17 protein-coding genes are annotated in these 20,768 nt (G+C 68.2%); 6 read left to right on the forward strand and 11 right to left on the reverse strand.

All coding sequences use genetic code 11. From position 1 onward, the window contains the following. The first annotated feature begins 33 nt into the window (after positions 1-33). Complete coding sequence (locus AC1DXI_RS00915; RefSeq protein WP_476937059.1) at positions 34-501, forward strand: cytidine/deoxycytidylate deaminase family protein; 468 nt, start codon at positions 34-36, stop codon at positions 499-501. Between the two features lie 222 nt (positions 502-723). Here AC1DXI_RS00915 and AC1DXI_RS00920 read toward each other — a convergent pair whose 3' ends face one another. Beyond that, positions 724-1,143 (reverse strand): DUF4383 domain-containing protein, encoded by a 420-nt coding sequence (locus AC1DXI_RS00920; RefSeq protein WP_476937060.1) that lies wholly within the window; start codon positions 1,141-1,143, stop codon positions 724-726. 220 nt (positions 1,144-1,363) lie between these two features. Between AC1DXI_RS00920 and AC1DXI_RS00925 the strand changes: the two genes are divergently transcribed. Further along, positions 1,364-2,683, forward strand: a complete 1,320-nt coding sequence (locus tag AC1DXI_RS00925; RefSeq protein ID WP_476937061.1) for a cell division protein PerM — start codon at positions 1,364-1,366, stop codon at positions 2,681-2,683. A 22-nt stretch (positions 2,684-2,705) separates the two neighbouring features. On the opposite strand, the gene AC1DXI_RS00930 is transcribed toward AC1DXI_RS00925, so the two are convergent. Further along, positions 2,706-3,149, reverse strand: coding sequence for a hypothetical protein (locus AC1DXI_RS00930; RefSeq protein ID WP_476937062.1), 444 nt, complete (start codon positions 3,147-3,149; stop codon positions 2,706-2,708). 39 nt (positions 3,150-3,188) lie between these two features. On the opposite strand from AC1DXI_RS00930, the gene purN reads away from it, so the two are divergent. Then, positions 3,189-3,764, forward strand: coding sequence for a phosphoribosylglycinamide formyltransferase (gene purN, locus AC1DXI_RS00935; RefSeq protein WP_476937063.1), 576 nt, complete (start codon positions 3,189-3,191; stop codon positions 3,762-3,764). Between the two features lie 279 nt (positions 3,765-4,043). Then, positions 4,044-4,970 (forward strand): hypothetical protein, encoded by a 927-nt coding sequence (locus tag AC1DXI_RS00940; protein WP_476937064.1) that lies wholly within the window; start codon positions 4,044-4,046, stop codon positions 4,968-4,970. On the opposite strand, the gene AC1DXI_RS00945 is transcribed toward AC1DXI_RS00940, so the two are convergent. Then, complete coding sequence (locus AC1DXI_RS00945) at positions 4,948-6,330, reverse strand: MFS transporter (protein WP_476937065.1); 1,383 nt, start codon at positions 6,328-6,330, stop codon at positions 4,948-4,950. The two genes, AC1DXI_RS00940 and AC1DXI_RS00945, sit on opposite strands and share 23 nt — an antisense overlap. 151 nt (positions 6,331-6,481) lie before the next feature. Between AC1DXI_RS00945 and purH the strand changes: the two genes are divergently transcribed. Beyond that, positions 6,482-8,167: a bifunctional phosphoribosylaminoimidazolecarboxamide formyltransferase/IMP cyclohydrolase gene (gene purH / locus AC1DXI_RS00950; RefSeq protein WP_476937066.1), complete on the forward strand. Its 1,686-nt coding sequence runs from the start codon at positions 6,482-6,484 to the stop codon at positions 8,165-8,167. A 635-nt stretch (positions 8,168-8,802) separates the two neighbouring features. On the opposite strand, the gene AC1DXI_RS00955 is transcribed toward purH, so the two are convergent. After that, positions 8,803-9,801 (reverse strand): trypsin-like serine peptidase, encoded by a 999-nt coding sequence (locus AC1DXI_RS00955; RefSeq protein ID WP_476937067.1) that lies wholly within the window; start codon positions 9,799-9,801, stop codon positions 8,803-8,805. A 245-nt stretch (positions 9,802-10,046) separates the two neighbouring features. Here AC1DXI_RS00955 and AC1DXI_RS00960 point away from each other — a divergent pair, with 245 nt between their 5' ends. After that, positions 10,047-12,269: an NADP-dependent isocitrate dehydrogenase gene (locus AC1DXI_RS00960; RefSeq protein WP_476937068.1), complete on the forward strand. Its 2,223-nt coding sequence runs from the start codon at positions 10,047-10,049 to the stop codon at positions 12,267-12,269. 183 nt (positions 12,270-12,452) lie between these two features. Here the strand turns inward: AC1DXI_RS00960 and AC1DXI_RS00965 are convergent, their stop codons facing one another. The 7 genes from AC1DXI_RS00965 to AC1DXI_RS00995 all read right to left on the reverse strand — a co-directional run bounded on the left by AC1DXI_RS00965 (position 12,453) and on the right by AC1DXI_RS00995 (position 20,704). Beyond that, complete coding sequence (locus tag AC1DXI_RS00965; RefSeq protein ID WP_476937069.1) at positions 12,453-13,004, reverse strand: mucin-associated surface protein; 552 nt, start codon at positions 13,002-13,004, stop codon at positions 12,453-12,455. Beyond that, on the reverse strand, positions 13,001-14,230 hold the full coding sequence (locus AC1DXI_RS00970) for a serine/threonine-protein kinase (protein ID WP_476937358.1): 1,230 nt from the start codon (positions 14,228-14,230) through the stop codon (positions 13,001-13,003). Before AC1DXI_RS00970 ends, AC1DXI_RS00965 begins: the two co-directional genes overlap by 4 nt. 347 nt (positions 14,231-14,577) lie before the next feature. Further along, a complete protein-coding gene (locus tag AC1DXI_RS00975) occupies positions 14,578-15,813 on the reverse strand; it encodes a hypothetical protein (protein ID WP_476937070.1) in 1,236 nt (411 codons plus the stop codon). 152 nt (positions 15,814-15,965) lie between these two features. Beyond that, positions 15,966-17,036 carry a Gfo/Idh/MocA family protein gene (locus AC1DXI_RS00980; RefSeq protein WP_476937071.1) on the reverse strand — a complete coding sequence of 357 codons (1,071 nt, stop codon included), beginning with the start codon at positions 17,034-17,036 and terminating at the stop codon, positions 15,966-15,968. A 168-nt stretch (positions 17,037-17,204) separates the two neighbouring features. Next, on the reverse strand, positions 17,205-17,912 hold the full coding sequence (locus AC1DXI_RS00985) for an ABC transporter ATP-binding protein (RefSeq protein ID WP_476937072.1): 708 nt from the start codon (positions 17,910-17,912) through the stop codon (positions 17,205-17,207). Positions 17,913-17,914: 2 nt separating this feature from the next. Next, positions 17,915-19,336: an ABC transporter permease gene (locus AC1DXI_RS00990; protein WP_476937073.1), complete on the reverse strand. Its 1,422-nt coding sequence runs from the start codon at positions 19,334-19,336 to the stop codon at positions 17,915-17,917. Positions 19,337-19,600: 264 nt separating this feature from the next. Further along, positions 19,601-20,704, reverse strand: coding sequence for a substrate-binding domain-containing protein (locus AC1DXI_RS00995; protein WP_476937074.1), 1,104 nt, complete (start codon positions 20,702-20,704; stop codon positions 19,601-19,603). Positions 20,705-20,768 lie beyond the last annotated feature (64 nt).

Raw genomic sequence — 20,768 nt, forward strand, 5'->3', positions numbered from 1 at the left:
CTCATGGACGCGAGTCGCCCGAACGGAAGCGGTTTGCCGGCAAACGTAATCTCCTTTGATCTCGACGTCTCCGACGTGGAGCTTTACGAGGCAGCGCGCGGGCTGTTGCTGACCGCCCACCACAGCGAGAACCACCGGGTGGCGGCCGCCATGCGCGGCGAGTCGGGGGCCATCTATCTCGGACTGCACATTGGCGCCAAGCGCATCAATGTGTGCGCCGAATCCAGCGCCCTCGCCAATGCCCGCATGGCACAGGAGCCAGCAATCCACTCCGTGGTAGCCGTCAGCATGGACGGGCAGGGACAGCCCCAAGTCACGAACCCGTGTGGCCTCTGCCGGGAGCTGCTGCGTTCTTACGGAACCGAGACCTCTGTACTGGTCGATGCCGGGGGCGAGGTGGGCAAGGTTCGGATCAAGGAACTGCTGCCCTTTCCCTGGATGCGTGCCACCGAAACGGAGTGGGACACCCTCCCGCCCCGGGTTCAGGAACACGCAAGCTGACGAGCCGCCGCAATCACCAGCGGCAACGGCAGCGGCAGGGCATCACGGAAGGCCGGGACTCACAAAGTCCCGGCCTTCCGGCCTGCCGGGACGTCCCGCCGTCGGGCGCTCCGAAGCGGCACGCAGAAAGCTGGTGCAGCCGCCGCGTTTCCGCTAAACCACTGCACCAGCAGGTAGTACGAATTTTCTGAATACTATGAAACGTTACTCATTCGCGGCTCCCTATGTCCCGGGGGTTGATGACCGGGTCTTTACGTCTTCTTCCAGGTGCCTTGTCATCAGCCAGCCTGCGCCGGCCATTACTACGCCCATTACCATGAAGGCCCAAGTGTCCATGGTGTTCAGCGACAGGAAGTTGGCCGCCGAATCCACGCCGACGATGAAACCGTAAATGCTAAGGACGACGTACAGCAGACCGGAGCCCATGAGGAAATTCCGGGCGCCCAGGGCAGTCCGGGACATGGTCAGGCCGGTGGCGCCGATCGCGAGCTGAACGATGTTCAGCAACATCGACACCTGGAACAGGCCTAGGAACAGGGCCTTGGAATCGGGCCCAAAGAACCTCAGTTCGCTGTAATTCGTAGTGATGCCGGGGATGAACCCCAGGATGCCCACGACGATCAGGACGATACCTACACCCATGCCAACGTTCTGTACATCTGTCCGACCAAAATGAACGCCATGCGCATGAGGAGATGCGGTAGTCATTATCTGCCTCCAACCACTGATTGCGGACATTTACAATTTTACGACCGGGGTGTGCAAAAAGCTCCGGGCGGCCCCGACGGCAAATACGGCGGATCCGGCCAATGTGCCTGTCGGAAACCGGCCGGATGCCGGGCCCGTGGCACCATGGATCTCGATGAAACTGCGCGCTGATCAGACCGGACAACGTGGCCTTCCCATGCCCCTGTGGCTGCAGGGTGCCCTCGAATCCGCCCAGGCCGCCGTCATTTCCGCCCTCGTGGTGGTGGCCCCGATCGTCATCGTCTGGGCTACGGCCGGATTCCAGCACGGCGGATTCGACGTCCTGGCGCGCCTGGCCGGCCAGGCCTGGCTGCTGATCCACGGCGTACCCCTGCTGCTGGACACAGCCGGTGCCGGGTCCGCCGCGCAGCCGGAATCCGGGACGCTCTCGCTCATCCCGCTGGGGCTGGCCCTCATCCCGTTCCTGCTCGCCTGGCGCGCCGGACGGCGCCTGGCCCGCGCCTCGTATACGGACCAGCTCTGGCAGACGCTGCTTGGCTCCTGGCTGGCGTACGCGGGATTCGGGATCGCCACGGGCTTCGTCTGCCGCACGGCCGACGTCGGGATCAGCCTCTGGGCCGCCGCGTTCATTCCCCTCATCCCGTTCGGGCTCGGCATGGTGGTCGGCGCGCGCCGCGAGGCCGGGTCGTGGAGCCGGCTGATCGGCGTCGACGCGGTGGCCTGGCTGTCCCGCACCAGCCAGCACTCGCGCTGGGCCGGGTCCTACCTGGGCTCGGCCATCAAGGCAGGATCGGTGGCGCTGATGGCGAGCCTGGCGATGTCCGCCGCGCTGCTGGCCATCGACCTCTTTATCCACTGGAACCTTGTGGTCGCCGTTTATGAAGGGCTCGACGCCGGTGCCATGGGCGGCGGTGTCCTCACCATTGTGCAGCTCGGCTTCCTGCCCAACCTCGTCGTCTTTGCCCTGGCCTGGATCTCCGGCGCGGGGTTCGCCCTCGGCGTCGGGTCGCTGGCCGGACCGCTGGGGACCGCCGTCGGGCCGCTGCCGTCCATTCCGGTGTTCGCCGCGCTGCCGTCCGGTTCCCTCGACTTCGGCTTCGTGGCCCTGGTGGTGCCGGCGCTGGCCGGGGCGCTGGCCGGCTGGTGGTTCCTGCGCGAAGGCGAAAACCACTTTGACGAATGGCTGTCCATCAAAGTCCGGGCCCGCTGGTTTACGGCCGCCGCCTCCACCCTGGTGCTGGGCGCGGTGATCGGCTCCGTCGCCGGGCTGCTCGCGGCGGGGCTCGCATGGCTTGCCCGCGGTTCGGCCGGCATCGGGCGGCTGACGGAGATCGGGCCCGATCCGCTGCGCACGGCACTGTTCGTGGCCGCGGAGGTGGGGATCGGCGTCGTGATCGGATACGCGGCCGGACCCTGGCTGGAACGCCAGCAGAAGCTGCGCGAAGCAGACCTGGAGACGGTCAACAACCGCTAGCACGGCGGCGTGGGTGCAGCTGTCAGCGCAGCTGCGTGGGCAGTTGCGTGGGCAGGGATTTCTCCAGCTGCGTCCTGCATTCCGAGGTTGCCTGCTGCGTCAAGGCGTAGCGGACGCACTGCTGGTAATCGCGGATCTGGTTGAAGAACAGCGTCGAGGCCAGGACCACCAGGAGCATCACCGCGGTGACCACCAGCCCGGATATCGCGCCGAACAGGACCAGCCGCGATTCCTTGTATTTCACCGCCCGGACCAGCACCACGATGCCCAGCACAATCCCCGCCACTGTGAGCAGCGCCGTCAGCCACACGTAGCCCACGTCGAGCTGGAAGACGAAGAACGAGCCCAGGACCGCGACGACGAACAGCCGGAACAGGGTGTGCGTCAGGCGTGCGGAATCTTGTGCCGCCTGGCCGGCCGGTGGCCGGTCCGGCTGGCCGCTGCCGGATTCCGTGGGGGGATTCATGTTTTCCAGCCTACGCGAGCGGCCCCATAAGCTAGGACCATGCGCATAGTTGTCCTCGTTTCCGGCACCGGCTCCAACCTCCAGGCAGTAATCGATGCCGTGAAATCCGGCGGGCTCGACGTCGAGATCGCCGCCGTCGGCGCCGACCGGCCGGGGACGTTGGGGGTGGAACGCTCCGCCGCCGCCGGGATTCCCACGTTTGTGGTCGACTTCAAGGCCTACCCGGACCGGGCGGCCTGGAACGCGGCCCTGACCGAGGCCGTCGCCGGATTCGCCCCGGATGTGGTGGTGTCTTCGGGCTTCATGCGGATTGTCAGCGCCGACTTCATCGACGCGTTCGGCGGCAGATATCTCAACACGCACCCGGCGCTGCTGCCGTCCTTCCCCGGCGCCCACGGGGTCCGGGACGCGCTGGCCTACGGCGTGAAGGTCACCGGCTGCACGGTGCACTGGGCCGACGCCGGGGTGGACACCGGGCCGATCATCGCGCAGGAAGCCGTGGCGGTTGGGGACGGCGAGAGCGAGGAATCCCTGCACGAACGCATCAAGGTGGTGGAACGCCGGCTCCTGGTCTCGACGCTCGCCTCCCTCGCCGCGGCCCACACCCCCGCCTGATCTGCCCGCCCGCCTGATTTACCCGATGCGCTATCACTTGAGGTGGCTATCAGGGCTCAGAACAGCCAGGAGACGGCCCGAAGTGATAGCGCATCGAGTGGTGGGCGCGTAGGGGCATTTCCGGCCAAACCAAGTAGCCGGAGCCGCAAAAGCGAGTACACGTTCAGAAAGTCAGGTACTGCCGGGCCAAAGACAGGTATTTCCGAGCCGGTGCAAGTAGTGAAATGGGCAATAGTCTGACGCAGTCTCATTCATTCGCCGCATCTCCGGGGGTTCTTCGTGTCTCGATTCAGCCTTGCCAAGACAAGTCCAAAAGTCCTGTGTCTCACTGCGGCGCTCGTTCTCGGAACGGGCGCCGTTTCTGCTGCCATCGCCGCCACTCCAACGTCGGCAAGTGGCGAAATCAAGGGGTGTTTCAACAACAACAACGGCGGTGAGCTGCGGGTACTCCCCGCGGGCGCCTCGTGCGATTCCAAGAAGGAAACCGCAATCTCCTGGAACGCCCAAGGCATCCAGGGCATCCAGGGCCTCACCGGTGCCCAGGGGATCCAGGGACTGCCCGGACTGAAGGGCGACACCGGTGCCACGGGCGAGACCGGTGCCGCGGGGGCCACCGGTGAAACGGGTGCCCAGGGCGAGAAGGGCGACACCGGCGAGACCGGTGCCGCGGGGGCCACCGGTGAAACGGGTGCCCAGGGCGAGAAGGGCGACACCGGCGAGACGGGTGCCACCGGGGCCACCGGTGAAACGGGTGCCGTAGGCGCGACAGGTGAGACGGGCGCTCAAGGCGTCCAAGGCGAGAAGGGTGATGCCGGTGACAAGGGTGACACCGGTGCCACGGGTGCTGCCGGGGAGCCCGGCCTTCAGGGCAAGACGGGTGCCACCGGCGCAACCGGTGCCACCGGCCCCGCGGGCGCCATTGGTCCGGTCGGCCCTGCAGGGGTCAAGGGCGAGACGGGTGCCACCGGTGCCGCAGCGTCCACCAGTGTGAGCGTTGCGTCGGCCAGCGGCTCAACGCTCACCGTCGTCGCCAGCTGCCCGGCCGGCCACGTCGCCACCGGCGGCGGCTTCGCGATCAACAGCAGCAACGGCAACCAGGTCGTGGCCAGCCAGCCGGTCGTGGGCGGATCGGGTCAGCCCACCGGCTGGTCCGTCACCCAGCTCAAGGCGAACGCTCTCTCGGTTACCGTGACCTGTATCCAGTAGGCGGTTGATCGAACCACAGACGACGGCGCCCCTCACCACTCGCAGGTGAGGGGCACAGCACGGAGAGCAGCACGAGGCCGCCGGCCAGGGCGAACGACGTCGCGAGCCCCAGCTCCGGCCACAGGAAGGCCGCGAAGATCAGCGGACCGAACCCGGCGCCGAGCCGGGAGAACGTCGAGGCCCAGCCGAAGCCGGAACCGCGCAGCTCTGTGGGGTAGAGCTCGGAGACGTAGGCATAGAGCACCGGGATGGCCACCTGCACCACGAAGCCGAACACCAGGAGCCAGAACACGGCGGCGGTGGGGATGTCCACCACGATCGCCACGATCACCAGCGTCAGCGCGGACAGCGGGCCGGTGATGGCCAGGATCCATTTGCGGCCCACCCGCTCCACCAGCAGCGCGGCCACCACCACGCCGAGGAGTCCGACGGCGGCCATCGACGCCGTGGTCAGGAAGGCCTTGTACTCCGCGAAGCCGGCGCCGATCAGGATCCGCGGCATCCACGTCAGCGACAGGTAGTACACCAGCAGGATGCTGAAGAAGAGGGCCCATGCCGCCGTCGTGATCTTCCAGTTGAACTGCCAGAGGGCGCGCAACTGCGTCCACGCGCTCCCTGCCGAGAGGCGTGGTGCATCCTGCGGCGCGGGCAGGCTGTAGACGCGGGCCTCGGCGCCGGTGGCCTGGACCAGGCCGTCGATCACCTTGGCGGCCTCGTCGCGGCGGCCCTTGCGGATCAGGAACAGCGGGGATTCCGGCACGCTGCGGCGGATCCAGAACACCAGCAGCGCCGGGAGCACCATGACCAGCATGGTCAGCCGCCAGTCCGCGAAGGCCGCGACCAGCCCGGCGGAGACAAAACCGCAGAGGGCGGCGCCGATCGGCCACCAGCCGTCCATCGAGGTGAGCACCCGGCCGCGCTGTTTGCGGGGGGTGAACTCGCCCACCAGCGCATAGTCCACCGGGATGCAGCCGCCCAGGCCGAACCCGGCCAGGAACCGGAAAACGACGAACCACATGAAGTCGGGGGAGAAGGCGCCGAGCACGGTGAAGATGGAGAAAATCAGCAGGGTCGCGGTGAAGGCCTTCTTGCGGCCGATCGTGTCCGCGATGGTGCCCCAGACAAACGCGCCCAGGGCCATGCCAATGAGGTTCGCCGTGCCGATCCAGGCGGCATCGCCCGGGCTCAGCGACCAGTGCTTGGACAGCAACGGAATGAGGATGCCGTTGAGGGTGACGTCCCAGGCATCGAACATGAAGCCCAATCCGCCGATCAGGAAGATCCGGCCTTGGACCTTCCACCGCCACGGCAGTTCCTGGACCACCTGTTCGCCGCTGGGCACAGTGGTGTACGTGTTCATCTTGGCCTCCTGTGAAAACTCTACGTGGCCCGGGCCGCGGCCCGCGCCTGCTTCACACTCCGGCGCGCGGGAGGGCCCGGCGCCGGGACGCGATAAACTGGCCGCATCCCCACCACCCGCGGCCGCGCCGCGATATAAGACGGAGACTTTTGTGAGCTTCACGCAGCTTGACCGTGTATCCATCGACCGAGTTCCCATCCGCCGGGCACTGATTTCGGTCTACGACAAGACCGGTCTGGAGGAGCTCGCTCAAGGCCTGCACACCGCCGGCGTCAAGATCGTCTCCACCGGCTCCACGGCCAAGAAGATCGCCGCCGCGGGCATCCCCGTGCAGGAAGTCGAGGAAGTCACCGGCTCCCCGGAAATGCTGGACGGCCGCGTCAAGACCCTGCACCCGCGCGTGCACGGCGGCATCCTCGCGGACCGCCGCGTCCCGGCCCACATGCAGACCCTGGCGGACATGGAAATCGAGCCGTTCGATCTCGTCGTCGTCAACCTCTACCCCTTCGTGGAGACCGTAAAGTCCGGTGCCGCGCCGGACGACGTCGTCGAACAGATCGACATCGGGGGCCCCGCGATGGTGCGCTCCGCCGCGAAGAACCACGCCGCCGTCGCCATTGTGGTGGACCCGGCATCCTACGGTGCCGTGGTGGAGGCAGCCGCCTCGGGCGGCTTTGACCTGAAGGCCCGCCGCCGGCTCGCCGCCAAGGCGTTCGCGCACACCGCGGCCTACGACACCGCAGTGGCCACCTGGACCGCCAGCCAGTTCCGCGATGAGGACGGCGACGGCGTGATCGACTGGCCCGCCTACGCCGGCCTGGCCCTGGAACGCTCCGAGGTGCTCCGCTACGGCGAGAACCCGCACCAGCAGGCCGCACTGTACGTGGACAAGGCCGCCCCGGCCGGCATCGCCCAGGCCGACCAGCTGCACGGCAAGGCCATGAGCTACAACAACTTCGTCGACGCCGACGCCGCCCTGCGCGCAGCCTTCGACTTCGCCGAACCCGCCGTCGCCATCATCAAGCACGCCAACCCGTGCGGGGTGGCCGTCGGTTCCGCGTCCGCGGCTGACCCGATCGCCGACGCCCACGCCAAGGCCCACGCCTGCGATCCCGTGTCCGCGTTCGGCGGCGTCATCGCCGCGAATCGCACGGTCACTGCCGGAATGGCACGGACCGTCGCCGGCATCTTCACGGAGGTCGTCATCGCGCCGGGCTTCGACGACGAGGCCGTGGAGATCCTGTCCAAGAAGAAGAACATCCGCCTCCTGGCCCTCCCGGACGGATACGGCCGCTACCCGACCGAGTTCCGCCAGGTCTCCGGCGGCATGCTGGTGCAGGCGACGGACAAGGTCGACGCCGACGGCGACACCCCCGCGAACTGGACGCTTGCCGCGGGCGACGCTGCTGACGCCGCCACGCTGGCCGACCTGGCGTTCGCCTGGACCGCGTGCCGCGCGGCGAAGTCCAACGCCATCCTGCTCGCGGACAACGGTGCCGCCGTCGGCATCGGCATGGGCCAGGTCAACCGGCTCGATTCCTGCAAGCTCGCGGTCGAGCGCGCCAACACCCTCGGCGTCACGGTGGAGTCCGACGTCGACGCCGCCGGCGGTGCCTCCGGCGCCGTCGCGACCGACGCACCCGAGCGTGCCCGCGGCGCGGTGGCGGCCTCCGACGCCTTCTTCCCGTTCGCCGACGGACTGCAGATCCTGGTCGATGCCGGCGTGCGCGCCGTCGTCCAGCCCGGCGGCTCCGTCCGGGACGAGGAAGTCATCGCCGCGGCCAACGCCGCCGGCATCACCATGTACTTCACCGGAGCCCGCCACTTCTTCCACTAGGTCTCTGCCACCCGGGCTGCGGTCCGCGAGCAGGAGACTCGGACAAAAAATGGACATGCCCTCCCTTTCCGGGGACATGTCCATTTTTTGTGCCATCGAGTGGGTTGGCAGCCGGTCCGCGGGACATGCTCATTCTTTCCGCGGCGCAGAGGGCCAAGCGTGGGGCATGCTCATTCTTTCCGCGGAACATGCTCATTTTCCGCGGCAAGGAGTGGGCATATGGAGGATATGTCCAGGCTTCTGGGTGTGGGGAGGACATGTCCCGTGAGCTTCGGAGCTGCCAGAGCCAAGCGTGGGACATGCTCATTCTTTCCGGGGCGCCGAGGGCCAAGCGTGGGACATGCCCACACTTTGCCGAGCACAGAAGTCCCGCCCGGGAGGACATGTCCATTCCTCATGGCAAGGCCCGGACATAGGGGGTATATGTCCGGGCCTTGGTGTCAGCGGAGGGCATGTCCAGCGGCGGGGGGCGGTCCGCCGTCGCAGATTAAAACCGGCGCGGGGCCACTGCGTCCTCCTCACTGCTGAAGATGGGCCGCAAGTGACCCCGCGCCGGGGTAAACAGGGTAAACAGGGTTGCCAGGGTAGATAAGCCTGGCTGCACGGGCCCCGCGGACGGAGCCCGTGCCCTCAGGTTAGGAAGCGGCCGCCGTGGTGTAGGCCTGCTGGATCACGCTGCCCCAGTACGGGCCGTACATCTTGGTGGAGTTGCTGCCGTAGCCGTAGCTGTTGATCGAGTTCTGGTAGCCGGAGGCGCTGGTGCCGATGAACCACGGACCGCCCGAGGACCCGCCGGTCATGTTGCAGGGGATCCCCTGGGTGTTGAACTGCGGGTTGTAGGGATCGTTGGTGGCGGTGCCGGAGCAGCTCTTGAGGGATTCACCGTTGAAGGGCGCCGCGGCGGGGTAGCCGTAGGACTTGTAGGTCAGGCCGCGGGCGGTGTTGAACTGCAGCCCGGAGCCGCCGACGACATCGCTCAGGTACTGGCCGTTGAGCGTGGACATGACGGCGAAGCCGGTGTCATAGGTCATGTCGCCCGAGGAGCTCCACTGGGTGGGGGCGTAGAGGGCCTTGGCCGTCCACTTGCCGTAGGGGGCGGCGCCGTTCAGGTACGCCGGGACGAACGTGAACTTGGTGGCGAAGGCGCCCGGGCCCTCATTCACGCAGTGCCCGGCCGTGGAGACCGTGCTCTTGTTGCCGGAAGAGACCGAGTTGCCGGAGCAGACATAGTTTGTCCCGCCGAGAGTGAAGAAGACCTTGCCGATGTGCGGGACGGGGGTCTCGCTCGCATTGGCCTTCGTCTGGAGCGTCTGGGACTGCAGCTTGGGAGCCGCGGCCTCGACCTTGCTGGGGGCGCCGGTTTCCGCCGGGCCACTGGCCGCGGCGGCCTGGCCATTGCGCTTCATGGCCCTGTCGGCCAGGACGTCGCCGGGGACGGCGCTGCGCATGCGTTCCGCGGTCCAGTAGTCGGCCGCGCCCGTCTCGGTGACGGTGTGGCTGGCGACATCGGAGGAGGAGACCGGTGCCTTGGCCGGTGCGGGGGAAGCCGTGGCCGCCCCCGCGGCACTCAGGGCCAGCAGCGCGGCGGCCGAAAGAGTCAGCAGGCTGGTGGCCAGAGTCTTGGGTGTTCTCATGGGTGTCCTAACCGGTGGAAAAGCGGGGCGGCCGCTGTTGGCGGCCGCTGGATGGAACGAAACTACGGCAAATTGACTAACCTGTAAAGTCACTTGTCAATTTTTGTTATGCCGTGTTGGGGTGTCACTCTTCCGTCCGCGCACGACGCAGGTAGGCGTCAACGGGGGCACCTCGGGTAAGTTAGGGGTGTTGAGATAACACAAGATTCCGGAAATACCCAGACCTTCAGGGAGACGCCCGCGCAATGGCAAAGATTATCTATACCCACACCGACGAAGCGCCGATGCTGGCCACCTATTCGTTCTTGCCGATCATTGAGGCGTTCGCCTCGACGGCCGGTGTGGAAGTGGAGACCCGCGACATCTCGCTGGCCGGCCGCATCATCGCCGTGTTCGGCGACTACCTCACCGAAGAGCAGCGGGTCAGCGACGCCCTGTCCGAGCTTGGTGCCCTCGCCAAGACGCCCGAAGCCAACATCATCAAGCTGCCCAACATCAGCGCCTCCGTGCCCCAGCTGAAGGCCGCCATCGCCGAACTCCAGGGCCACGGCTACGCGCTGCCGGACTACCCGGACAACCCCTCCTCGGACGAGGAAACGGACATCCGGTCCCGCTACGACAAGATCAAGGGCTCCGCCGTGAACCCGGTCCTGCGCGAAGGCAACTCGGACCGCCGCGCCCCGCTCTCGGTCAAGAACTACGCCCGCCAGAACCCGCACAGCATGGGCGCCTGGACGCCGGAGTCCAAGACCAACGTGGCCCACATGGAGGCCGACGACTTCCGCTCGAACGAGCTGTCCGTGGTGATCGAGGCCGACACCAACATCAAGATCCAGCTTGTCAAGGAAGACGGCACCGTCAAGGTCCTCAAGCGTGCCTTCCCGGTCCTGGCCGGTGAGGTCATCGACGGCACCGTGATGCGCGCCGCGGCCCTGGATGCGTTCCTCGCCGCCCAGGTTGTCCGGGCCAAGAACGAGGGCGTGCTGTTCTCGGCCCACCTCAAGGCCACCATGATGAAGGTCTCGGACCCCATCATCTTCGGCCACGTCGTCAAGGCCTACTTCGCGGACCTCTTCGCCACCTACGGCGAGCAGATCGCCGCCGCCGGCCTGAGCCCCAACAACGGCCTTGCCTCCATCCTCAACGGCCTCGACGACCTGCCGGAGGAGATCCGGGGCGACGTCCAGGCAGCCATCGAAAAGGGCCTCAACGAGGGCCCCGAACTTGCGATGGTCGATTCCGACAAGGGCATCACCAACCTGCACGTGCCCTCCGACGTCATTGTCGACGCCTCGATGCCGGCCATGATCCGCAGCTCGGGCCACATGTGGGGCCGCGACGGCCAGGAAGCCGATACGCTCGCCGTCCTCCCGGACAGCAGCTACGCCGGCATCTACCAGGTTGTGGTTGACGACTGCCGCGCGCACGGAGCCTTCGATCCCACCACCATGGGCACCGTCCCGAACGTCGGCCTCATGGCCCAGGCCGCCGAGGAATACGGCAGCCACGACAAGACGTTCGAAATCCAGTCCGCCGGTACCGTCCAGATCGTCGACGACGCCGGCACCGTGCTGATCGAGCACAAGGTGGCCCCGGGCGACATCTGGCGCGCCTGCCAGACCAAGGACGTGCCGATCCGCGACTGGGTGAAGCTGGCCGTCACCCGGGCCCGCGCCTCCGCCACGCCCGCCGTGTTCTGGCTGGACAAGGGCCGCGCGCACGACGCCCGGATGATCGCCAAGGTGGAGGAATACCTCAAGGGCCACGACACCGAGGGCCTGGAAATCGCCATCATGTCCCCGGACGAGGCCACGGCCTTCACGGTGGAACGCCTCCGCAAGGGCGAGGACACCATCTCGGTGACCGGCAACGTGCTCCGCGACTACCTCACGGACCTCTTCCCGATCCTGGAACTGGGCACCAGCGCCAAGATGCTTTCCGTGGTGCCGCTGATCAACGGCGGCGGCCTGTTCGAGACCGGCGCCGGCGGATCCGCCCCGAAGCACGTCCAGCAGCTGCTGAAGGAAAACCACCTGCGCTGGGACAGCCTGGGCGAATTCCTCGCCCTGGCCGTCAGCTTCGAGCACCTCGCCACCAGCACCGGCAATGCCCGCGCCCAGGTCCTGGCCGACACCCTGGACCGCGCCACCGGCACGTTCCTGCTCGAGGACAAGTCCCCGAAGCGCAAGGCCGGCGAGCTGGACAACCGCGGCAGCCACTTCTACCTGGCCAAGTTCTGGGCCCAGGAACTGGCCCGTCAGAATGACGACGCCGAGCTCGCTGCGGCCTTCGCCGCCGTTTCTGACGCCCTGAACTCCAACGAGGACACCATCACCGGCGAACTCCTGGCCGTGCAGGGTTCCCCAGTGGACCTCGGCGGTTACTACCGGCCGGACGCGGCCAAGGTCGCAGCGGTCATGCGCCCCTCGACGAAGTTCAGCGAAGTGCTTGCAACGCTGACCAAGTAGGCCCAGCCGCAGCGCGCAGCCGGTTCTTTGGCAATACCCGGCCGGTCGCCACGCAAAACGCCCCGTCTCCCGAAGGGGAGGCGGGGCGTTCTGCTGCCCGCCCGGGATTCCGGAGCTCGCGTAGTTGCAGGACGGCGGAAGGCGGTCGGGCGGGCGCGGCGAGCGGCCGGAAGGGCTGCGGGATCAGCCCTTGCCGTTCCCCTTCTGCTTCGATTTCCCGGTGGCGGATTTGGCCGGGGCCGGGCCCGGCGCCGGGGCGACCGCGGCCGGGGCCGTCCGCGCGGCAGCCGCCGCCTGGGCTGCCGCCTGAGCGGCGGCTGCCTGTTCAGCCGCCGCTTTTTCAACCGCCGCCTTTTCAGCCGCGGCCTTTTCCGCCGCCTTTCGGGCTGTCTCGGCCGCCTGCTGCGCGGCAAGATCCGCCCGGACGGCATCAATCGATGACTTGATGCTCTGGTGGCGTCTGAAGGACACCTCGCCGCTCGCGGCGAGGGCATCCAGGCGGGTCAGCAGCTCGTCAAGGTGCTGCAGGGAAGCGGCGGGGTCGTTGGCGGCTGCGGCCTCGCTGACAGCGAGGACGTGGGATTGCAGCTGCCTTGCCGCGCTGGGGCCCAGTTCGGGGGCGGGGGAGCCGCAGCCGGCCAGTGTCCCGGCCGCCAGTAGTCCTGCGAGGAGGCTGGCGGGTATCCGGTGCCTGGTGCCGCTGCGGTGCTGCCCGGCGTTTCGCGAACGGCTCATGGTTCCACGCCCTTCTGCAGTTCCCTCAGGTGATCGCCGAGCGGTCCGGTGACGGTGGGGTAGGGGACGACGTCGGGCGCCGCGGGGGCGGACAGGGCGACCGCGATCGTTGCCCCGACGGCAAGAACTGCCAGCATGGCGAGCAGCACGGCGACGCGGGTGCGGGGCCGGGCTCGGAGGAACCATCTGGCCCCACGTGACAGGGAGCGGCGGCGGCGCGGCCGCAGCGGCAGGGCATCCGGGTCCAGCAAGTCCAGGGGGCGAGTTCCCGACGCCGCAGCCGCCGCGCCTCCGGGCCGGGGCGGGCGGGGCCGCCTTGGCGGCGGGGCCGGGAGGACCCGGGTGGGTTCCGCTTTGACGGGCCCGGGCAGCGATCCGGGAGAAACGAGGGCCATCCGAAAGGCTGCCTCGAGGTCGGCGGCCGCGGGGCGGTCCAAGGGGTCCAGGACGGTCATGGCCTGGATCAGCCGGGCCCACTCCTCGGGCACGGTGTCCGGAATGATGGGGGCGCGGTGCAGGCGGGCCACGGCGGATTCGACGGCGCTGCCCGGGTACTCCACCTCGCCCTTGAGGCATTCGAGCAGGACCAGGCCCAGGGAGTAGATGTCACTCGCCGGACCGAGGTCGGCGCCGCGGGCCTGTTCCGGACTGAGATAGGCGGCGGTTCCCACCATGGTTCCCGTGGCCGTCAGCCGGGTCCCGTCGATGATCCGGGCGATGCCGAAGTCTGTGAGTTTGGGCCGGAGCGGCTCGCCCGGCCGGACGGGCACCAGGAGGATGTTGGCGGGCTTGATGTCCCGGTGGACGATGCCGAGGCCGTGGACGTAGGCGAGGGCGTCGGCGATTCCGGCGCCGACCACGGCCAACTCGTCCAGCGGCAGGGGGCTGTGGCGGATCCGGGTCCGCAGATCCTGGCCGTCCACGAGCTCCATGGTCAGGAAGGGCCTGGGCTCTTCGGGAATCCGGGTGTCCGTCCCGGCGTCGAACAGCGTCACCAGGCTTGGATGGTTCAGGGTCGCCAGCAGTTCGATCTCTGCTTCCTGGCGGCGAAGCTCGTCGGGATCGGCCGATTGCGGTGCGAAGAGTTTCAGGGCCACGTCCCGGCCAAGGGTCAGGTCCTTGGCCGTGTAGACCGACGCCATGCCGCCCCGGCCTATCACCTCCCCCAGCTGATAGCGGCCGCCCAAGGGCTCCGCCGTGATGCTGTTGGGCGAACTGTTCACGATGTCCCCGTATCTTCCGTGTGCGCACCAACGGCGCACCTAAAGAATGATAAGGGTAATTAGCATCTGCTTTCGTTCAGCACGGCTGCGGCAGACGCGCCGGTCCCGGCAATGAAGCGCATTGCCAGGCAGGCCGCTCTCCGCAGGCGTCCTTCCGCCGGAGCGTGCCGTTGGGTCCCCCCGCGGGCCCCACGGCCCCGCGGCGGCGGGGGGGTCAGGCCGGCGGGAAATGGGGTGCCGGAAACCCGGCGGGGGACGGTCGTGTCCATGGGGGATTCTCCTGGGTGACTGTTGTCGGGCGGCAAAGGCAGCCCGACGGGCCGTGCTCTGTGGAGACAGAGACGGCCCGACTAGTCAGGAGAAGAACCGGGATCAGCGCTAACGGCTGCGTACTCGTGCTGGAGCGGACCGCCGATGGGGTCGGCCCCGATGGTGGGCAGATAGAAGACCGGGCTGGGCATCCACGCAGCCGTCCCGGCAGGCCCGCCGCCGGAGTGCCCGCTGCCGGACCCCGAGCCCGGAGCCGGCGGGAGTGCGTCAGGCGCGGGCAGGCCCGTGCCGCCATGCAATGGGCTTGGACCCGGGTTGCCGGAGGGAACCGGAGGTTCACCGGTCCCGGCAGGGGGCTCGGCCGGCGGGGCAGCGCCGGACCGGACAGGTGCCGCGCCGCGGGGTTCAGGGATCAGCAAGGCGGGATAGGCAACCGTGGCACCCGGGGAAGGATATGCCGGGACGGGACGGGCCGCCTCGGTGCCGGTGCGGGCAGGCACCGGCGGTTCAGGTGGTGCTGCCTTGGCGGCGGTTGCCTTTGCGGGGGCCGCCGGTGACGATGCGCCGTCGACGGCGGCCGGCGTCCCCGGCGATGCCGCTGGGACGTCGCCCGGGACGTCGCTCGGAGGCCCGGCCACCGGGTCGCCAGGGAGCGGATCGGCCGGATCGGGAACCGGAAGGGCGGGGTCCACGACCGGCGGATCAACGCCGGGAAACGGAACCGCGGGGTCCACGACCGGCGGAACATCGCCGGGAACCGGAACCGCGGGGTCCACGACCGGCGGAACATCGCCGGGAACCGGAACCGCGGGGTCCACCACGGGCCCGGTGGCCGGCGGGGTGACGGCCGGTTCAGGGAGCGAAGGGTCAGGGTTCGAAGGGTCAGGGACCGCCGGGTCAGGGACCGCAGGGTCCGGTGCCGTCTGCCCAGGGGCGGCCGGCGGCGAGTCCGGATCCGCAGGGGCAGCGTCGGTGCCCGCTGGCCCGCCCGGGTTGGCAGAAGCGACGTCCGCGGCCGCTACTCCCGGCCCCGGAACGGCGCCCGCCGCCCAGGTGCCCGCCGGGACCGCAGCGATGTCCACGGAGACCACGCCGTCGAGGGAGGGGACAGGGAGGTCGTCGGCGTCCGTACAGGAGACGGCGGCCGCGCTCTCACCGGCGTCGTCGGCCGTCCCGAAGAACGCGCAGGCATCGTCCGCTTGTGCGGCCGTGCAGGTCAGTGTCAGCCACGCGGCGCCGGCAACGGCAGCCAGGAGCACGCGGCGCAAGGGGCGGAGGGTCCGGCCCGCGCGGGAGGCCGCAGCTGCTGGATCCATGCGTGCACCCCCGCTCCCGGAAGACTGGACAATTGCCTACAGGGTAAGTCGGCCCCAACAGGAGAGTCCAGAGCGGAACCGAAACTGTAGGCATACCGAGACACTTGGGATGCGCCCGGTTCGTTGCCCGGGGGCGTGCAAAGTGGGAGCCGTTAGTGGGCGTCGTTGGGGTAGCTCACGCCGAGTTGCGCGCGTACGCCGTCGAAAAGCCGCATGGTGTTCAGGGAGTCCTCCAGCGGCATCACCGGGCTCTCGGTGAGCCCCTGCTGGATGCACCGGGTGACCTCGCGGAGCTCGTAAGTGTAGCCACGTCCCACCACGGTGAACTGCTCCGTCCGGGGCTCCTCGAAGCCGATCCGGACCAGCAGTTCCTTCGGGTTGTTGATCGAGCCCGGGCTTTGGAGGTAGCCCTTGCTGCCGGCGACAGTGGCCGTGCGGGGTCCGTAGGCCATCAATGACGAGGTCAGTTGGGCCTGGGCACCGTGGTGGTAACCGAGCGTCAACGCATTCTGGGCGTCCACGCCGTCGTCGTTCAGCCAGCCGGTGGCGCTGACCGTTTGCGGGAACCCCAGGGTGCCGAGCGCCCAGAGCAGGGGATAGACCGTCATGTCCAGCAGGGCGCCGCCACCGTCCGTGGGTGCCCAAAGCCGGGAACCGGGCGAGTACGGCGCCGGAAAGCCGAGGTCGGCGGCGACCCATTTCACCTCGCCGATCTCGCCCGAGGCAGCGATCTCGAATGCCCGCTGCATGCTGGGCAGGAACCGGCTCCACACCGCCTCCATCAGGAACAATCCGTTGGTCCGGGCCGCAGCGATCAACTCGGCTGCTTCCCGGGCGTTGATCGTGAGGGCCTTCTCGCAGAGCACGTGCTTGCCGGCGCTGAGGGCGGCGAGGGCCATTTTGTGATGGTGGGCGTGCGGGGTGGCGACGTAGACGACGTCGACGGCGTCATCGGCAAGCAGGCGGGCATAACCACTCGCGCCGTCCTGGTCACCGTAGGCGCGGACAAAGCCGTAGTCGGCCGCGAACGCCTCCGCGGCCGCCTGGGTGCGGGAGCTGACGGCGTACAGTTCCGCATCCGCCAGCAGCGCAAGGTCGCGGGTGACCGAAGCGGCGATCCCGCCGGTGGCGATCACCCCCCAGCGCAACCTGGCACCGGTGGCTGTGCGGGGATCCTGGTCCGGCTGGCTGAACAGCCACGGCTTCGCGATGAGGGCAGACATGGTGCCATCTTCTCACCCGGAGGCGGACAGGCCGCGGCGTCGACGGCCCTGGCATGGCGGAGGTTCAACGCGGGAGGTTAAGTTTGGGAAGTTCAGCTCATGCGGCTCGACGCCGGAGCCGCGGGCGGGCCCCCAAGGCCTGCCCGCAGCTCCGACTTCAGCCGGACCTCAGCTGGTCAGGGCCGCCGTCGCACGGGTCCGGGCCGTTTCCTCCGTGAGCCGGCCCTGCTGGAGCCGGAAGCGCCGGTCCGTCTTGTTGGCCAGGGCGCGGTCGTGGGTGACCACCAGGATGGTGGTGTTGTGGTCCCGGCTGAGCGTGCTGAGCAGCTCGATGATGTGCTCTCCGGTCTGCTCGTCCAGGTTGCCGGTGGGTTCATCGGCCAGGATCAGCTTCGGTTCGTTCGCCAGCGCCCGGGCGATCGCCACCCGCTGCTGCTCGCCGCCGGAGAGCCGGTTGATGCGCCGCCCGTGCTTGTCCGGATCGAGCTGGGCCTGTTCGAGCAGCTGCCGGGCCCGCTCGGCCCGTGCGGCCTTGCGTACGCCGGCGAATTCCATCGGCAGCATCACGTTGTCCACGGCCGAGAGGTTCGGGATCAGGTTGAACTGCTGGAACACGAAGCCGATGTCCCGGCGCCGGTAGTTGGTCAGCTTCCCGTCCGGCATGCTGGCCAGGCTCACGCCGTTGACCACCACATCGCCGCTGGTGGGCTTGTCCAGCGCCCCGAGCAAGGAGAGCAGGGTGCTCTTGCCGCTGCCGCTCTTGCCCACGATCGAGGCCAGGGTGCCCTGCTCGAGCTCGAAGCTGACATCGTTGACCGGCTTGATGGTCCGGTCGCCGGACTTGAACGTGCGGACCAGGTTCTTGACTTCGATCATGGCTATTCTCCTCGGAGGACTTCGATGGGACGGATGCGGGCCGTGAGCAGGGCCGGGACGAGCGCGCCGATGATGGCGACGCCGAATACTGCGGCGATGCCCGCGGCAATGACGCCGGGGGAGGCGCTCGCCGTCACGGAGGTCAGCAGCTGGCCGGCCCCGCCCAGCGGTCCGCCCGGGAACCCGCCTCCGGGAAAGCCGCCAGCGCCGCCGCGCTGGCCGGTCGCCGCGCCCGTGCTGCTGCTCGAGCTGATGAGGGCACTGGCGATGCCGCCGCTGGCAAGGGAGGCGACGGCGGCGCCCACCACGCTGCCCAGGGCCACCAGCACGAGGGCCTCCAGCACAAACTGCAGGCCGATGGTGCGGTTAGGGGCGCCGATGGCCTTCAGGACACCGATCTCGCGGCGGCGTTCGCGGACCAGCATGACCATGATCAGGAGGATGATCAGGCCGGCGGTGCCAAGGGCGGCGACGAAGGCGATGAAGGAAATGTTCTTGACGCTGTCCAGCGAGCTGACGGCGGTTTCAAGGTTCCGCTGGCCCTGGGTGACGTCGGCTTTGTCGGAGCCGAGCGCCGCCTGCAGGGCGGTCTTGGCGGCGTCGACGTTTTCCATGCTGTTGACCGTGACGATCATGGTGGAGAGCTCGTCTGGCAGCGCTGCGAGGGTCTGGGCGGTCGGCAGCGTCACGTAGAGCGCGTTGTTGCCGAACGCGGTCCCGGAGTCGAACAGTCCCTGGACGGTGAAGCTCTGGTCTCCGATGGTGAACGTCGAACCCACGCTGAGGCCGTTCTTCGTGGCCAGGGTGGTGCCCAGCAGGGCGCCGGTGGATGCGGCAGTGTAGTTGCCCAGGCCGGTGCCCTGCGTCAGCTGCAGGGCCTTGCCGGTGGAGTCCACCTCGGCGCCGATGCCCGTTGCCGTGATCGGCAGGGAGAACGCCGGCGCGGCCTGCGTGGTGCTGCCGGTCGTGCCGGAGGCGCCGGTGCCAGCTTGGTTACGGTTGCCGAGCGTGCCGGCGTCGACGGCGGCCGTGAGGCTCGTGGTGACGGACGTGGCCGACTGCCCGCCGGGCCCGCCTTGGCCTGTCCGTCCGGACGCGGCTTCTGCGGCGATGTCAGCGGCGTTGCGCAGGCGCAGCGCCTTGGTGCCGACCACGCTGCTGACGTTGGGGACAGCCGCCGCTGTGGCTGCCTGGGCGGACGTCAGCGGTTCGCCGCCGCCCTCGAACCCCTGGCCGCCGGCCGGGTTCACGGTCAGGACCGTGCCCACCGAGGCGTTCAGCTCGGCAACCTTGCCGGTGACGGCCTGGTTGGCCACGAGCATGGCCAGGGCGAGCCCGATGGCTACGGCCAGCACCGCCACGACTGCGGCGGTCCTGACCTTGTTTCGAAAGGCGTTGCCTACACTCCGGGCAAGAACGCTCACGGTACTCCTAATTTTTCTTGGGTGTTTCTTGGGTGTCTCCTGCCGGACCCGATGCCCGGCGCTGGTCCCACAGTGGTACGGGCCGCTGTGCGAACCTCCCCGTGAAGCTATGTCTGCGCTGTGAAGCCGTTTGCCGCAGGCAAGGTCACCGCCAAGGGCCAGCCGGTGCATCACGGCCAACGCAAAAGCCCCGGCCCTCCCTTGCGGGGGAGCCGGGGCTCTGTTGTCTGGCGCGGCCTGTGAAGGGAGCGCCTAGATAAGGAACTACTGCTTGGTGATCGGGCCGAGTACCGGATCGTTCTCGTATGCCGTGTGGACGTTGTCCTTGGTCACGATGACCGGCTCCAGCAGGTAGGCGGGAACAACCTTGGCCGTGTTGTTGTAGGACTTGTCGTCGTTGATCTCGGGCGTCTTGCCTGCCTGAATGTCGTTGACCATGACGATCGAGTGCTCAACGAGCGCGCGGGTGTCCTTGTTGATGGTGGAGTACTGCTCGCCCGCCATGATGGACTTGACCGACTCAACCTCGGAGTCCTGGCCGGTGACAACCGGGATCGGCTTGCCGGCGGCCTTGACGGAGGTGATGATCGCGCGGGCCAGGGTGTCGTTCGGGGACAGCACGCCATCAAGCGGGGCGGTGCCATAGGTTCCGGCGAGCAGGGTGTCCATGCGCTTCTGGGCGTTCTCTGCCTTCCAGCCCTGGGTCACGGCCTGCTCGAAGGTCGTCTGGCCGGAGAGGACCTTGAGGGTGCCGTCGTCGATCTTCGGCTTCAGGACGCTCATGGCGCCGTCGAAGAAGACCTTCGCGTTGGCGTCATCAGGGGAACCTGCGAAGAGCTCGATGTTGTACGGGCCTTCCGGCTTCTTGGCCTTCATGCCGTCCAGCAGCGCCTTGCCCTGGAGTTCACCGACCTTGAAGTTGTCGTAAGCCACGTAGTAGTCCACGTTCGGGGTGTTCAGCAGCAGGCGGTCGTACGCGATGATCGTTGCGCCGGCGTCCTTGGCCTGCTGGAGCTGGGTGCCCAGCTGTGCACCGTCGATGGCGCCGACGATGATGACCTTGTCGCCCTTGGTGATCATGGCGCTGATCTGGTTCTGCTGCTCCGAGACGCCGCCGTTGGCGAACTGCACGTCCGGCTTGTAGCCGGCCGCCGTCAGGCCGTCGTTGAACAGCTGTTCGGCCAGGACCCAGTTTTCGGAGGTCTTCTGCGGGAGTGCGACGCCGATCGAGGAGCCCTTCGGGAATGCTTCGCCTCCGGTGGAGGAACCGCTGGTGGTGCCGGTGTCGGAACGGCCGCAGGCCGTCAGCGCCAGTGCCGCAATAGCAGCGATTGCTGCTGCCTTTCCTGCTTTACCAATCATTCGCATTGCTTGGTTCACTTTCTTTTGGTGGTGTGCGGAGAATTGTGGGATTGGGGGGGGGGGGGGGGGG

The sequence above is a fragment of the Arthrobacter sp. P1_H7 genome, assembly GCF_056405215.1.